Raw genomic sequence first — 14,849 nt, forward strand, 5'->3', positions numbered from 1 at the left:
TGTCACCAGACACGCGCAAACTCCGGGGGCGGGGTCCATTGATCCAGGATCTCCCGGCCGCGCGCGCGATCGCGCGCGAGTTCCAGCGCGACAAACAGCGGATGCGCGAGCAGCAGTTCGGCGCCTGCGCCGCCCGCCGGAACGACCCGCGTCGTCACCGCGGCGCGCGCGGGCGGAACCGCGACGGTGCACGCACGCGCCTCGAAAGACGGGGCCAAACCGAAATAGCTCGTCGCGTCTCGCAGCACTGCGTCCGAGGGCACGTAGAAGTCCGGCGGATACGTGTCTGCGACAACGACCGGCGCCCCATAGTGATGAGCCGCGAGAGTGTCCGTGAGAGCCCAGCCCGGCAGCGTTGGATCGTGGAAGTTGAACTCCATCCGTCGGAGCGACCGGACATCATCGGGCAGAGGGGCGCGCGCCAGTGGAATGCGACGGGGCGCCCAGTAGCGGGAGAGTTCCTCGAACAGTTCCGGGATCAGCGGTTCGGTCCGCTCGGTGACCAGCGAGGCCTCGCGCAGGCGCCGAAGACTGACCGAGACGGCGCTCGCCGAGCGGGCCAAAGAACGGGACAGCGCCCTGACCGACGTGGGGCGATCCGGCTCGATCAGCAGAGCGATCGCGACGTCCAGCCCCACGCCGGTCGCGAACGGATCTTGGTAGTCCGGCGCGCGCCGCGCGCGCAGCGGCTCTATCTCGGTCTCGATACGGATTCCGTGGTCCGGCGCCCAGAGCCGCAAGTGGCCCCGACGATCGAGCCAGCCCCACCCGCCCTCGCGCAGGCGGGCGCGCGCTGCAGAGGAAAGGCGATCCGAGACGAGGACGTGTAGCCGATCGGGCCGCGCCGGGGCCGGCTCGGACGCGACGAGTTGCCCGACGGTGGAGGAGGAGGGAGCAGACGCGAATTCGACGGTGACGCTCAGGTCTGTGCCGCCCGCCCGCACGCTCAGGGTCGGGCCCGCGGCCGGCGTGACCTCGTTGAAGCCCAGCGCGAACAGCGCCGCGGCTAGGTCCTTCGCGGCTTTCACGCTGTGCGGTGTTCGGGGATGCACGAACACAGAATACCATAGCCCGTCCCGCAGGTGGGTGGTTAGTCAGTGTGCCGCGAATGCCGCCCCACCAGGGAGGATCGATCAAGACGTGTGCGGATGGATGCTTAGGAATGCCGCACCGCCGAGGCCCTCCTTGTTGTGGGCGAGGCGACCCACACGTGCGGCGCAGTTCTTGCACAACTGCGCCGGGGCATCCGGCGACACGGTGCACCCACCGAGCGCGATCTCTCCCGCTTCGCTGCGCTCGAAGAGGTCTCCCAGCGGGAGGCCGTAGACGATGGGGATCAGTTCATTCCGACCGCATGTCGGGCACCTAGTGTCCATTGCACTCGACCCTTGGGGAGCCGGACTTGGCAATGCAGAAGCAAGAGTAGCCCCGGGTCGAGGGGACCTTCAGCAGGCTCCAGCGCTCCTGCACGACGACGCGTCTGCCGCGGCGCCGAACGGTTCGTCTCAGACACTCGGTGTCGTGGTTCCAATACTCGCGATCTTCGGAGCCGATGCGAACGCGGATCAGGCCGGACTCAATGTGAGTGATCTCGCCTTCCTCGACGAGCCCCGGCTCTTCCCAGCTCTTCTTCGCCTGGATCCAATGGACCTCATGACCCGGGCCGTACCACCCGCACCTCTTTGCGGGGTCGCTGTAGATAGCGGGCTTTCTCTTGCTGCGCTGCGGCATTACGGCCTCCTTCTGAGGCCGCCTTTCGGATCGGCAGCCCCGCTCTTGCCCGATGTCTGGGCCGGGTCTTCCGCCGGAGGCACCGTGCGCGGTGGCGCGGTTGCCGAAGCAGCGAGCCGGAGGGCTTCGCGCTGCTCTCTCTTGACCCACTCATGTTGTAGCACGCGGGGGTGACAGCAACGGCCGCAATTTGGACGCGCGCGCGACATGGATCCCATCCCGCGCGAGTTCCTCCAGCAGGCGCGCCGTAGCCTGCGGCCCGAGGTTCTCCGGCGCGTGTACGCCGGGTTCGCTGAACGCGCCCTCCGCGAGCACGACCGCGCCGGCCGCCGCGGTGAATGCGGTCGCGCGACTCATCGCGGTGAGCGCGCCCTCGCGCTGCACGTGAACCCGGAAGGCGCGCGCCTCATCCCCGCGCCGCGCCTGGACCTCCATCAGGAGGTGGTCGGGATGATCCGCGCCCGGGAAGTGACGCTCGAGCGCGCGCGCCGTCTGCGCGAGGTTTGCAGGATCGAGCAACCCCTTCGCGCGCAGACCGGCCATCGCGTCCAAGTGGCCGGGCATCCGCAGCGTGAGTTCTTCCATCTCCGGGATGCCGGGGAAACTCGCAAGCAGCGAGCGGAGTCCGTCGCTCGGGAACGCGTCGAGCTCGCCCAGCTCTTCGTCGCTCCAGCGCGTCGTCTCCGACAGCGGGTCGGGCGCCTCATCGCGTCCTGCGCGCCGCACGCGGGCCGGCCGCACGTACTCGCCCAGCAGATCCAGCGCATGGAAGTACACCGCGTGGCCAAAGCCGGCTGGAGGCTCCAGCGGCATCCCGCCCACCAGGATGCGAAGCGATTCGACCTCGCCGAGTTCACGCACCAGCGCCGCCGCGAGCACGTGCGAAAGACCCGGCGCGACGCCGAAATCAACAAGGACGGGAACGCCCAAGCGGCGCGCGTCGGCGTCCAGGTGAAACGGCAACTCGAGCGTGAACGACACGTCCACCGTCGGAACCCCCGCCGCGAGCAAGGCCGGGAGCGCGATCGTTCCGATGCTCGCGGGAAGCGTCGTGACTGCGACGTCCATGCCGCGCGCCGCCTCCTCGACGGCAACCGCATCGCGCGCGTCCAGCACGAGACCTCCGGCCGGGGGATTGATGTCGGCCGGCGTGACGCGCGCGCCCCTGCGCGCGAGCGCATCCCCGACCACGCGCCCCTGCACGCCGGCTCCAAGGATGAGAACGTTCATGCCTCCGAATACAACTCGCCGCGCGCGGCGCGCGCAAGACGCGACGCGGCGGTGGATAGACTCAAACCCAGATGAGCCGCCAAGGGATGCCGGGTCGCCTTTACTGGGTTGTCGCGGGCAGCCTGATCCTCGTGGGCATCCCGGCGATCTTCAGCATCGGGGCGCCGCTCGTCGCGATCGGCATCACCCTCGTCATTCTGGGTCCAAAGCGCGCCAACCCCTAGGCAGGGACACCTCCGGCGGCGTCGAACCAGGACACGAGAGCACGCGGAGGAGGGGCCATGGGTCGTCGCTGGGTTTCGATCGTCCTTGCAGTACTCGTCGCACAAGTGATCGGAGTCGCGTCAGCCGACGAGCCCGAACGCGAGAACGATTTCGTCTACACCATGGATGACGGAGTTCGGCTCCTCGCCGATCGCTGGATTCCCTACGACCGGTGCCCGTGCCCCACCGTGCTCACGTTCAGCCCCTACGGCACCAATGAGTTCGAGGCCTCGGTCGCCACGACTTCGCTCAAGCGCGAGCCGTTTCTACAGGCCGGCTACGCGGTCGTCGTCGTGGATGTGCGCGGCACCGGTCAGAGCGAGGGGATGTGGGGTGTCCTGAACACCCGCGAGCGCAAGGATCTCGGCGACGTCGTCCGCCGGATCGCAGTGGAGGAATGGTCCGATGGATCGGTCGTGACCGCCGGCATCAGTTACGGGGGCATCACCGCGCTGATGGCCGCCGAGGAGCAGGATCTCCCGCAGTTGAAGGCGGTGTTCTCGCTCGTGCCGATGGCCGACGCGTACCGTGACATCTTGTCGTCGGGTGGCTCGTCGGACATCGAGTTCCTCGGCGCCTGGTCCGGGGGACTCGTCGCAGGGCCGAGCACCGTGCAGCCGCTCATCACCGCGCAGCGCAACCCCGAGATCGCGATCAACGCCGCCACCGCGCACGCGATTCAACTCGCGACGGTCATCCCGGTCACCACGCTTGGCTACAACATGGGCACCGACCGAGACGCTGTCTTCGGCGAAGGCGATCCCGAGTCCTTGACCGCGGCCTCCGGCTACGACGGCGAGTTCTACAACCTGCGTTCGCCTCTGGATCGCATCGGTGACGTGAAGGTTCCGGTCTTCATCGCCGGAGCGGAACTCGACATCTTCCAACGCTCGCAGCCACTGCTGTTCAACGCGCTGAACCTGCCGCCCGGGCAAAAGAAACTGTTGATGATGCCCGGCTACCACGTCGCCGAAGTGCCTCCCGGGACCGTGGACGATCACGGTCGTCCCGTCCCGACTCTCGAGGAACTGGCGCTCGCGTGGTTTGACCGGTGGGCGAGAGGAATCCAGAACGGCATCGAGGATTCTCCTCCGGTGGAACGCTGGTACTACGGAGCCGACGGCTACGTCGCCCAGCGCCAAGACCCGCCCGCCGCCATTCAGCACGAGCGCTGGTACTTGGACGCATCCGCGATGCCTCTGGGCGAGGGGACGTTGTCGCGCGCGGCGCCGACCGAGGACGGCTCCACCAACATCGTGTTCCAGCCCACCCAGGGCGCGTGTTCTCGCAACACGATTCAGTACCTGTACGGCGCGGTCCCCGACATCCCGTGCAGCACCGACAACACCGTTGCCGAAGCCGAGGGGATCACGTTCACGACGCCCGCGTTCGACGAGCCTTACGTGGTCAACGGGCCGATCAGCATGCGCACCTGGATTCGCTCGAGCAGACCCGATGCGAACCTGGTGGCGATCCTGAGCGACGTCGCGCCCGACGGATCCACCGTCGCCTACACCTACGGGGCGCAACTGGCATCGCTGCGCGCGCTCACCACGACCCCGTGCGCGACACCGGTCATCGACGCGTGCTCGGTCAAGGACGGGGACGAGTACGTGATGCCCTGGCATCCATTCACGAAGGAATCGATCTCGAAACTGGAGCCGGACATCACCTACGAGATGTGGATGGAGATCAACCCGATGTCCGTCGTGCTGCAACCCGGCCACCGCCTCCGCCTCACCCTGAAATCAAGCGACTTCCCCCACACGGTGGTGAACACATCCGCGTTGCGGGATGTGGCCGGCGGCGTCCTGCAAGTCCTCACCGGCCCCGAGACCCCGACGTATCTGTACGCAGGTTTCGTCCCGGGCGGCCTGCAGGCCCTGAAAGCCGAATTCACCGCAACTGCGAACTAGCGAGGCGCGTAAACCTCATCTAAGAGGGAGTCGGAACCCGGCGCGCGTAGACCTCGCTCCCGAGGTCCGTGATGTCGGCCGCCTCTCTTCGGTCGGTCCGCACCACCGCCGGGGTGCGGTCGCGAGTCAGACCTTGGAGACCTCCGTGACCTCGTCCCCGGGGTGGTTGATGACCTTGACGGCGATGCGCCCGCTCGTCGGCCGGTGGAAGGCTCCGTGAGTGGACATCTGAATGGACACTTCAGTTGACATTCTAGGGGGTCGATTAAGTAGGGTGGTCGACGTGCGCCCCTACGAGGAGTCCCATCCCTGGATCGCGTTCAACGCGAGAGCGCTCAACGAGGTCCACCCGCGGCTCTGGATGTTGCTCGGCGAGGCGCGCTCAAAGTGCGAGCACCTCGCCGGGGCTCCGCTCAAACCGGAGATCGCCAAGCGTTTCTACCGGGTGACCTTGATCAAGGGTGCACAGGCAACCACGGCCATCGAGGGCAACACGCTTTCCGAGGAGCAGGTGGCGGGGATCCTCGACGGCAGCTTCGAGGCACCCCCGTCGAGGAGGTACCAGGAGATCGAGGTTCGCAACGTCCTGGACGCGCTCACGAAGATCGACGCGCAGGTGCAGCACGGCGAGTACCCAAAGCTGACACGCGAGCTGCTCTGCGACTTCAACCGCCAGGTCCTTGTCGGGCTCGAGGACCAGCTCGACGACTCAACGGTCGCCGGTGAGGTTCGCACGCACTCTGTCGTCGTGGGTCGTTACCGCGGCGCTCCCTCGGAGGACTGCGAGTACCTGCTCGATCGTCTCGGCGATTGGCTGGAGGGCCCCGACTTCAAAGCACCCGACCGCGACATCGACTTCGCGCTCATGCTTGTCCGCGCTGTCCTGGCCCATCTCTACATCGCGTGGATACACCCCTTCGGCGATGGCAACGGTCGAACGGCCCGACTCGTCGAGTTCCTGATCCTCGCGAGGTCGGGCAAGGTGCCACTTCCGGCCGCGCACCTGCTTTCGAACCACTACAACCTCACCCGCGACCGCTACTACCGAGAACTCGATAAGGCCGGCAAGTCCGGCGGTGACATCACCGGGTTCATCACATATGCGATCGAAGGCTTCGTCGATGGCATCCGAAGCCAGATCGACGAAGTGCGCATGCAGCAGCTCAGCGTCGCCTGGATCAACTTCGTCCACGAGGTGATGTCCCGGTTCCCAACGGGGAAGGCGTCTGATCGTCAGCGTGAGCTTGTGCTCGCGATGCCCGTCGATCGCGCGGTTCCGCGCTCCGAGCTCACCGGCCTCACCCCGCGCCTCGCCCTCCAGTACGCGCAGACCGGCCCTCGCACGCTCTCGAGGGACCTAAATCGGTTGGAGGGTGCCGATCTGATCACGCGTGTCGGCAGAAACAACTACCGGGCGAGCGCGCATCAGATGGCCGCCTTTCTGCCAGCGATCGCGCCGGCCGACAATGAGGACCACTCAACCTGATGCCGAAAGCACCGAAGCCACGCGAGCTCGACGCGCGAGACCTCCCAGGGTGATTCCGCGCGCGCGAAGCTTCTTGATCGAGTAGCTCGGCTGCGACACGGCGCGGTGCAACGTGGATCGATGAAGCCCACCTGGAGAACGCACGTGGAAAGCCCGCCGTCGAAGTCGCCGGGGTCCTGGCCGAGAGCATTGACGTTCGCATCTACATCGACCGCACGGAAGGGATGGAGGAGATCTGGATCGCGGTCTCGACTCGGGACGTGAACGGACGCGGTGTGAACGCCCGTCTCCGCGACACCATCTTTGCTGTGTTCGACCGCGCGGTCGGCGATGCCGAGTGGGACTTCACCGCTGATTGGCCAACGGGGCCGCTGCATTGGTTCGAGGTGGCGCGACTTGGCCTGCGGAGCGTCTAACGCGGTTCAGCGGGAGCAGATCCAGCGACGCGACGAACGTCGTCGACATTCTCATCAAGCAGGTACGCGATCGCGTCGTGCTTGCCGCGGAACAGGGCCTCGCGGGCACGCTTCAAACCAAGCGCGAACTCCTCCGCGTGGCGCTCGAGGTATTCGTTCACGGCGCTCTCCACGATCTCGGCTTGGTTCAGGCTTGACACGGCCGCCATAAGCCGGACCTGCTCCTTGGTGCTCTCGTAGACCTTGATGGGCTGATGGCTCGTCTGGCGCGGCTCCATCCCTACCTCCTACCCTGGTACTTCGGTACTAAGTATTTGCTCTTTGAGCTGGACGGTCAGGAGACCGACGGTCGTCTGGCGGGTCCGACTCTTGCCGACCTGGCTGAGGACCACAGGCCACCGACGATCCGGGGACGGTGGCCGATGCCATTGCGTCGCTCTCGCCGCCAGGTTCGGACTGCGCAAGCACGACGGACTCGGTCTGCTTCGGCGGCTGCTTGAGCTGGCACCGGACCCCGGTGTTCCGGCGTGGCTCGATGCGGCACGCGCTCACATGGATTGAGCGCGGTCGGCCAAGGACAATGGCCCGCGCATCGAGCAAGCAGAGACGTCTTCGCGAACGAGAGGACGAAGGTCGTGACCGGGGAGCGGACATACGCCTCGCCGCGCGCGTTGCGTCAGGCGGTAACCGATCGGGCAGACGAAAGCGGCAGAGCGCCGGCCCGTCATATTCTTGGCGCTCTTCTCCGAGGGCGACGCCATACGCCGGAGGATACTAGGGTTACCTTCGGGACCCCAGACCGCTTCAACGCGATGTCCCGGGAGCATCCTCCGGCCAATTCAGGCTGCGGCGACTCGAAAGTCGATGGGTTCGGGTGACAGCGACGCTTGAGAGACTGTCGGGCCCTCTCTTGTCCAGTCTTCAAACTTGATCATCAGGGTGCGTTCTTTCTCTCCCACAGGACGGAGCTTTCTCTCAAGTAGGCTCGCAAAGCGCGGATCGTGCGTCGACACGATCAACTGCCTCAGCCCCTTAGTTCTACGCAATGCGTCGACGAGCCCGAGTAAATTCACGTCATCGAGGCTTTGGAGTGGATCGTCAAGCAGCGCGGCGCGGAGAGGCAGCGCCGGCACGCCCAGGTTCAAACCGAGAAACACTGAAACAGCTAGCGCGTTCAGCTGCGAACTACTTAGCACCGGGAGCGGATCCTGATCGGTGAATGACTCGTGGGGATCCCCTACTCGTGCGCTAATCTGACCCTTCCTTCTGTACAGTGCGGTCGTTAGCTTGACCTCAGTGAAGCCAGGATGAGGATCCACTCGGGAATAGATCCGCTCGACCAGCGGTTCGATCCGTTTCACCTGCATTGCAACTGCATCGTGACCGACGTCCCGAAGAGCCTCAAGAATCGCGGACCCCGACTCGCGCGTTCTCGTATGAGCTCCGAGTCTTCGCTCAAGCTGTTCGTATTCGCGCTCTGCGGTAAGCAGCTGAGTACTCAAGTCCTCGCGCTGGGATAGTTCGCTAGCGCGCGCAAGTTCGATCGCCAGTTGCTCTCCAGATTGATAGAGCCGGGCGATTGCATCGGTAGCTTGCTGACACTGCGCGACTAGCTCCCGCGCCGAGTTCTCGATTTCGGGTAACTCTGTTGCTATCCGCAAATCCGTCGCGCCTTTCGCAATCTGGGCTTCCCATTCCTCCATGCGCTTAACGACGGACTCCAACTGGTTGATCCGCGCGCGCATAGTCGCTGCGTCGCGCTCGAGAGTTGGGACCTCGGACGTCAACGCTTTCGTTGCATCGGACGCGAGGTCATCAGTGAGCTCTCCCGGTCCCGCATGAGCAAGCTCCTCTAACCGTGCGCGAGTAGAGAGCTGGTCGTACTCTTGCTGGCATACAGGACAACGCTCATCCAGGTGCCTCAACGCCAGGCTCGCAAGTGTCCGAAGCTCCTCTTGTGCTTCACGTAGCTCGATCTGTCGTTGACGTCGCTCAGCAGCGTCCACTCGTGCTTGTGCCAGTCGTTCGTTAGCAGCGATGATTGTCTCTTCAACTCCGAGCAATCGGCTCCGCAACGATTCCAGTTCCACTCTTTCGTCGGGAGAAATAGCCGGTCGCTGCTGAACCTCCGAAAGTAGAGATTCGGCAGAGCCACGTCGGCGCTCTACGGACCGGCGTTCGGCTTGAAGAAGCTGCAATGTTTCTGCGAGAGCCCCAGCCGCTCTCCCAGAGCCCAGTTGCGGAACTTCGACGTCCGCCCTCAGGGTCTGGATCTCTTGCCACCAACTCGACCAACTATCCTCCAGCTGGGCCGTAGTGTGGGCGTCTTGATCCGCAAGTCGCTCAAGTCGGGCCTTTAGGTTTTCCGCTAACTTCGCGGCGGCTTGTGTGCGCTTCTCCAACTCAGTGCGGGCTCTTGTCCACGAGTTACGCGCACTCTCAAGTTCCTGCTGCAATTCGTTGAGGCGACCCGCACCAACGAGCTCACTAACCACTTGGAAGCGTGCCTCTTGATCGCTTTCGAGAAACTGCCTCACGAGATCTTGCTGAAGATAGACACTCCGAGTGAGCGCCGTATCGAAGACGTCCCCGGGATCCGAGGTTATCAACGCTGCCGGCCAGAGAAGCTCGAGGAGCCGCACATCGGCACTCGGCCCTTCCAAGGTGCGTTCCCCGGTATCGACAACGACGCGGGAGCGGTCCCCATCGAAAGTGCGGCTAATCCGCAACTCCGTGCTGGCGTCGCGCAACCCAATCGAGACCTGCGCCTGACCCGACTGCGAATAGAGGGACAGGACATCGCTCTCGCGGGTTCCGAATCGACGAATTCTGCCTGTCAGCCCCCAGAGGATGGCGTCGAACAGTGAGGTCTTCCCCGTTCCGTTTGGCCCGGTAACAACCACAGCATCGGCGTCGAGATTGAAGTTCACCAGCTTCGGGAATGCGCGGAAGCCCGCAACCTCAAGTGACAGGAGCCTCATTCTTCCCCCAAATACTCGTGAAGCTTCTCCATCAGAGGCTGTCGTGAACGAAAGGCTTGCACAAGTGCGTCGGCCGCGCCTCGGTTGACGCCACGTCCGGCCAGCAACTCCGGAAGAGTCGCGAGGAACGAGCCGTCGTCGCTCGAAGGCAACTCTGACGGTCCAAGCGGCATGAGAGGAAGGAGAACTCTATCGATATCCTTGAGCGTCTTCAGGTCCTCTCCGGTTCCTACGAGCTTCCGCACCCGGTGCGTGTCGTATCGGATCGAGTTCGCTTGCTGGACAGCATCAGGACCAATCGGCGCAGCCGTGAGAAGAACCAAGTAACCCTCCCATGCTTTCGCCTCGCCACGAGTGAATCGATCCGAGATGAGCGACACCAACGCTCCCTGAACATCCGTCCACTCACGCCAGAGATCCGCCCACGTACCGAAGACCACGAGGGTAACGATTCCGTACTTGTCTTCTGCGACTAGCCCCCGGTCGGAACTAACTCCGATTAGAGGCTCGGCGTCGCGCAACACGTGGTAACCGCCGTCTTCCAATAACCTCGCGGCCTCCGCAAGGATCGTCTCAGAAGTAAGCGAACTTAGAGTCGCCATCTACGCCCCCAAGGCTTCTGTCAAGGCAGTTGGATCATTTCTGAGCTCCTCAATGCTCAAGACGACCGCCTCTCGTGTGGGCGCGACCAGGCTCTCGGGTGACGACTGGGCCACAAGATCATCGGGCGGACTAATTGCGTCGGCCCCGAGGGATGATGCAATCAATACGACGACCGGTTCGTACGCGTATCGGGATCCGAGCCTACCGAGGCTGCGCAAGGCTGCTTCAATCCTCGTGCGGCTCTTCGTACCACGTCCTGAAGCAGGGACTAGGTGCCCGATAAGCCGAGACTCACGCCTTAATTCCAGATTGCCATTCGGCTGTGGAACGACGTCGCATCGTCCTACACGTGCCGTAAGAGCGATCGCGTAAATGAGTACGGCCATCGCCTCCAGATCAAGATCCATTGCGGGAAGATAGGCCCCCTGATCCAAGAACCAAGCGGCGCGAGTTTGGCCGAGGCCAAGAAGACCAAGAGCCGCAAGCAGCGTGACCAAGTCCTCACAGCCGGGATCCTCCCACTCCTCTTCAGCAAGGAATTTGGCGGCGGCGCTCCCCAGCGCGCTTAACTGCTCAGCGGCTACCCGATCACCGAGTCGACGCATGAATTCACACCAGCCGAGCCGCACGTATCGTTCCTCTACCACGTCGATCGCCGAAGTGAATTCGGAACTCCCGTACGCGCCCGGATCTACGTGAATGATCACGTGGCTGGGGAGTGCAGCACGGATCCTTCGCACAGACTCAACCAGAACGCTGGCGGGAGCACCCAAGCCGGCGAAGACGACTACAGGTGCAGTAATCACTCTCGTTGTGACAAGGTCCTGCCAGCCATCTCTCCACAGAGTCTCAAGCTGATCCGTCCGCAGGATCCATGTCTCCGGTGATGCATTCGCGTCCGCATGCAGATGGATGACGTTGCTCGCACCTAAGTCAGCTAACTGCGTCGGAGAGGAAATGACGGCGATGTCTCCAGCCGCGCCCATCGCAGCAAGTCCATGGCTGATGGCGAGATCAAAATTTAGCGTAAGCGTTGAGCCGATGGCACGTTCTCGAAGCAACGCGCACAAGAGTTTGTGCCCCTCATTCGGGCTTGCATTCTGGAACTTCACAACCGGAAGACGTCGGACGATTTCCTGCTGGGAGCCTGTCTTTGCAAAGACCGCGTCGGCAACGGCCGAGAGATCGCGCGGGTCAGCGCACTCGCCCTCAGTCAAGACAGAATCCGCCACAAGCCGTCGATGAGCGTCTTCAGCGCAGTCTCGCGCAAGAGGAAGAACGGTCGGCGGCTCAAAGGAACAGCCTGCACCGAGGACGAGCGCGACACGCCCACCACCATCGGCGACGATGGCAGCGAGCAACTCGGTCGGAAGCAAGTTAGCGCTCGACTCCGGCATTAGCCGTCGTCCTCGATAGATTCGACTTCGACGTCGCTCAGGCCAAGTTGTCGAAGCCCTTCCAGTACTACAAGGTTCAGGGTCTCTTGTGGAATCCCGGCCATACCTCCATCCGCGCGAATGACCATGTCAACAGCGAGTTCCGTGCTCGACGCGGACAGCGGTAGCACCGCTACCTTTACGACTTCTCGAGCCTTGGTTCCAGGCACGTTCGAGATGCGGATCGTCACCGATCGAATTGAGGCCGGGCCGCCGACTTTCGCCTTCTTGTCGGCCTCGGCAGGCGCCGAAGGTGTATCTACGAGTCCAGTTCGAGTACTGGATGTCGTCTCAGCCTGCGGTGCATCGCCATCGGTAGGTGCCCGCTCCTTGATCATCTCCCTGATTGCCGAAGCGCGCACGAGGAACGTTCCGGGCTGAAACTGAATCTCGGTCGGGTCGATGGAGCGCTCGAACCTCAGGATGGCTTCGGGCGCATCCCAAGATGATCCGCTCGCAAGACCGAAAAGACCACTGCGAACTCCTTCGACGAGGCAGCTTCGTAGTACGGCTGGGCTCGCGAGCTTTGGGAGTCGGGGGAATCGCGCGAAATAAGACAGAAGCGTATCGAGCTCTACAGCTTCAGTTCCCTCAGGGAGGAGGCCGAATCGCGCCGCCAGCAAGGCGGCGGGCGCAAGTGTCTCCTCGACGATCCGGTCGGCCCCTCGAAGGTATTCGAGGACTCGCTGATCGATCTTGACATCGACCTTCGCCGGTCCAAGATCGATGTGATCCAGAGCGGCACCGCCATTGTCTCCCTCGCCCAGAAGCAGCAGATGGCGGTATGCCATCGCTACCTGTTGTGGGACCCTTTCCTCCATAGTCGCAAGCCGCTTCTCGAGCTGCTCTCGCTGCTCTGTATTGAATCGATTGAGTCGATGCTTGTCGGACTTCAGATCGCGGAGCGCAGCAAGTGTTCGCGTTGATGCTCGCGCCTTAGTCAACGTTGGAGCGTCGGCGCCGACCAGCATCGACGCGTTTCGATTCGCCCGAAAGGCTGAGCCGCGATGCTCCAGAATGTCGCGCGCCGCTCGCAATGTGTCAGAGGTCTCGTCGCCTCCGATCCGCATCGAGAAATCGAGAATCCCTACCGTTAGCCGCGGATCATCAGGTAGGTCAGCGGAGGATTCCACCCGAGTCTCCACCCTCAAGGTTGCACTTCCGGGCGCTACCCTTGCGATCGCCTCACGCAGGAGAGTTTCGATGCGCTCATCGTCGATCGCACCCTCTCTCTCGATAACCACCTTGTTGAGATTCGGTTCAGTCGTGAAGCGATACCGGCCGCCTTCGAGTCGCATGTACCAGAGCGCGCCTTCGAGGGCGTCGCGTACATCCTCGATCAGTCCGCGACTTAGCCCGGGCCTTCCTACGCCAAGCAGCATCTGCGCGGCTGAGGCCCCGAGAACCTTGTCGGCGCCAAATGAATTCAAGAAGGCCGTCGTGGCGAGACCCGTCGCGATTCCGAGCGCGTCAACCTGCCCGCCCCTCCTGCGATCCTCTTCGGGGGCCTTCGCGTCACGCCGAATGATGTCAGCGTTTAGCGCTGCCTTGTAGCTCTCGCCGGCGAAACGAAGCACCTCACCTCTGATGCCAGAGTCGTCCAGCCGTACATCCCCGGGATGGATCAACGGCGCCGCGTGTTTCCGCTGACACAGAGCTTTGACCGTGTGCGAGAGCGTACGGAGTGCACCACGGGTGCGCTGGAAGCCCGAAAGCGAACCCCAACGATTGGTCAGGATGTCAACGAGCTCCGGATGGAACGGGTAAGCAGCTACAAGACGGTCCCGGTAGGACGTCTCGCGAAACGCGCCAGGAACTGCATCGCCAAGAGATTCGTAATAGTCCGCGTACGCGTTAGCAACGCGCCTGCGCTCGTTCTCGTCCCCCATCGAAACAAAGAGGCGTCGCTGAAGAATCGGGAAGATATCGTCGCCCTCTACTGGGGTAACGATGTTCTCCTGACGACCAACTACGAGGGACAAGCGCTCTTGCATCTCCTGCCCGATCGCCGTCGAGTAATCTTCCAGATGCGAGCTCGTGAGCGTGGCAAGCACCGCAGCACCTTTGACGTTCGAAACCGCGGTGCACAGCTCCTTGATGAACGTCAGAGTCGTCGTCGCCAGACTTCCGTCATGTGCCTTCACCTCAAGAGCCTTGTTTAGATACTCGAGCGTTTCATCAAGGAGAATCAGACAAGGAGCGTTGGCTTCAAGGAGTCCTGCTAACTCGTGCGTCCCCGAACCCAAGAGTGCGCGATCTTGCTCGGCGTACGGCGCGTACGCGTCGGTTCCTCCCAAGCGATAGGCGAGCTGCCCAAGGAACGTATGCAATTTGGTCCCATCAGCCGCCTTCTCAGCCTTGCCGGCAACGATGGCGCTTCCATCTAGAACAACGACCTTGGCCTTGGGCAAATCCGAGAGTCCGAGGCGTTGTGTCAAGTCCTTCACGAACTTGGTCTGCGCGACACGCTGTGGATCCCGGAACAAATGGTAGGCGGCCAGGAGGGTGTGAGTCTTCCCTCCGCCAAACTCAGTCTGCAGGCGAAATACACCGGCAGCGGATGAGTCGCCGGAGAGTCTACGAGCCAGCTCACCGAGAGTCGCTAAGAGGTTCTCTGTGAGGTACGTCTTCTCGAGGAACGTCATAGGATCGAGGTAATCTGCCGGTCCTCTACCGCGATCAACAAGACCGAGGTCGGCCGCGAAGAGAGACTCGTCGAAAGAACCGTTGGCGATATCGGGTTGTGGCTGGGCGACCGTCCGCCACGATGGAAGGCTATCTACCAT

Annotated in this window: 12 protein-coding genes and 1 riboswitch; of the genes, 3 read left to right on the top strand and 9 right to left on the bottom strand. The window is 63.2% G+C overall.

Annotated features, from left to right (window positions below):
- Positions 1–2: 2 nt before the first annotated feature.
- The 4 genes from WDA27_07760 to WDA27_07775 all read right to left on the bottom strand — a co-directional run bounded on the left by WDA27_07760 (position 3) and on the right by WDA27_07775 (position 2,961).
- Complete coding sequence (locus tag WDA27_07760) at positions 3–1,058, bottom strand: winged helix-turn-helix domain-containing protein (GenBank protein ID MFA5890831.1); 1,056 nt, start codon at positions 1,056–1,058, stop codon at positions 3–5.
- 75 nt (positions 1,059–1,133) lie between these two features.
- Entirely contained in the window at positions 1,134–1,376 is a 243-nt protein-coding gene (locus tag WDA27_07765) for a hypothetical protein (protein ID MFA5890832.1), read from the bottom strand.
- Positions 1,366–1,731, bottom strand: coding sequence for a hypothetical protein (locus tag WDA27_07770; GenBank protein ID MFA5890833.1), 366 nt, complete (start codon positions 1,729–1,731; stop codon positions 1,366–1,368). The genes WDA27_07765 and WDA27_07770 overlap by 11 nt, the downstream gene beginning before the upstream one ends.
- Positions 1,732–1,767: 36 nt before the next feature.
- Positions 1,768–1,878: riboswitch (SAM riboswitch) on the bottom strand.
- 3 nt (positions 1,879–1,881) lie between these two features.
- Entirely contained in the window at positions 1,882–2,961 is a 1,080-nt protein-coding gene (locus WDA27_07775) for a saccharopine dehydrogenase C-terminal domain-containing protein (GenBank protein MFA5890834.1), read from the bottom strand.
- 71 nt (positions 2,962–3,032) lie between these two features.
- On the opposite strand from WDA27_07775, the gene WDA27_07780 reads away from it, so the two are divergent.
- The 3 genes from WDA27_07780 to WDA27_07790 all read left to right on the top strand — a co-directional run bounded on the left by WDA27_07780 (position 3,033) and on the right by WDA27_07790 (position 6,627).
- A complete protein-coding gene (locus tag WDA27_07780; GenBank protein ID MFA5890835.1) occupies positions 3,033–3,185 on the top strand; it encodes a hypothetical protein in 153 nt (50 codons plus the stop codon).
- A 57-nt stretch (positions 3,186–3,242) separates the two neighbouring features.
- The gene (locus WDA27_07785; protein ID MFA5890836.1) at positions 3,243–5,141 is read left to right on the top strand and encodes a CocE/NonD family hydrolase; all 1,899 of its coding nucleotides are present in this window, start codon (positions 3,243–3,245) and stop codon (positions 5,139–5,141) included.
- A gap of 283 nt (positions 5,142–5,424) precedes the next feature.
- The gene (locus WDA27_07790) at positions 5,425–6,627 is read left to right on the top strand and encodes a Fic family protein (protein ID MFA5890837.1); all 1,203 of its coding nucleotides are present in this window, start codon (positions 5,425–5,427) and stop codon (positions 6,625–6,627) included.
- 412 nt (positions 6,628–7,039) lie between these two features.
- On the opposite strand, the gene WDA27_07795 is transcribed toward WDA27_07790, so the two are convergent.
- From WDA27_07795 to WDA27_07815, 5 genes are all read right to left on the bottom strand, one after another.
- On the bottom strand, positions 7,040–7,321 hold the full coding sequence (locus WDA27_07795; GenBank protein MFA5890838.1) for a hypothetical protein: 282 nt from the start codon (positions 7,319–7,321) through the stop codon (positions 7,040–7,042).
- A 561-nt stretch (positions 7,322–7,882) separates the two neighbouring features.
- Positions 7,883–10,024: an AAA family ATPase gene (locus WDA27_07800; GenBank protein MFA5890839.1), complete on the bottom strand. Its 2,142-nt coding sequence runs from the start codon at positions 10,022–10,024 to the stop codon at positions 7,883–7,885.
- Positions 10,021–10,626 carry a hypothetical protein gene (locus WDA27_07805; protein MFA5890840.1) on the bottom strand — a complete coding sequence of 202 codons (606 nt, stop codon included), beginning with the start codon at positions 10,624–10,626 and terminating at the stop codon, positions 10,021–10,023. Before WDA27_07805 ends, WDA27_07800 begins: the two co-directional genes overlap by 4 nt.
- Complete coding sequence (locus WDA27_07810) at positions 10,627–11,844, bottom strand: hypothetical protein (protein ID MFA5890841.1); 1,218 nt, start codon at positions 11,842–11,844, stop codon at positions 10,627–10,629.
- A gap of 179 nt (positions 11,845–12,023) precedes the next feature.
- Positions 12,024–14,849: a DUF499 domain-containing protein gene (locus WDA27_07815; GenBank protein MFA5890842.1), complete on the bottom strand. Its 2,826-nt coding sequence runs from the start codon at positions 14,847–14,849 to the stop codon at positions 12,024–12,026.

This window comes from Actinomycetota bacterium, assembly GCA_041658565.1.
Taxonomy (GTDB): domain Bacteria; phylum Actinomycetota; class AC-67; order AC-67; family AC-67; genus JBAZZY01.

Coding starts and splice junctions, on each gene's coding strand:
- WDA27_07815 (MFA5890842.1), bottom strand. CDS start 14,849: ATGGTAGATAGCCTTCCATCGTGGCGGACGGTCGCCCAGCCACAACCC.
- WDA27_07765 (MFA5890832.1), bottom strand. CDS start 1,376: ATGGACACTAGGTGCCCGACATGCGGTCGGAATGAACTGATCCCCATC.
- WDA27_07800 (MFA5890839.1), bottom strand. CDS start 10,024: ATGAGGCTCCTGTCACTTGAGGTTGCGGGCTTCCGCGCATTCCCGAAG.
- WDA27_07805 (MFA5890840.1), bottom strand. CDS start 10,626: ATGGCGACTCTAAGTTCGCTTACTTCTGAGACGATCCTTGCGGAGGCC.
- WDA27_07780 (MFA5890835.1), top strand. CDS start 3,033: ATGAGCCGCCAAGGGATGCCGGGTCGCCTTTACTGGGTTGTCGCGGGC.
- WDA27_07775 (MFA5890834.1), bottom strand. CDS start 2,961: ATGAACGTTCTCATCCTTGGAGCCGGCGTGCAGGGGCGCGTGGTCGGG.
- WDA27_07770 (MFA5890833.1), bottom strand. CDS start 1,731: ATGCCGCAGCGCAGCAAGAGAAAGCCCGCTATCTACAGCGACCCCGCA.
- WDA27_07795 (MFA5890838.1), bottom strand. CDS start 7,321: ATGGAGCCGCGCCAGACGAGCCATCAGCCCATCAAGGTCTACGAGAGC.
- WDA27_07785 (MFA5890836.1), top strand. CDS start 3,243: ATGGGTCGTCGCTGGGTTTCGATCGTCCTTGCAGTACTCGTCGCACAA.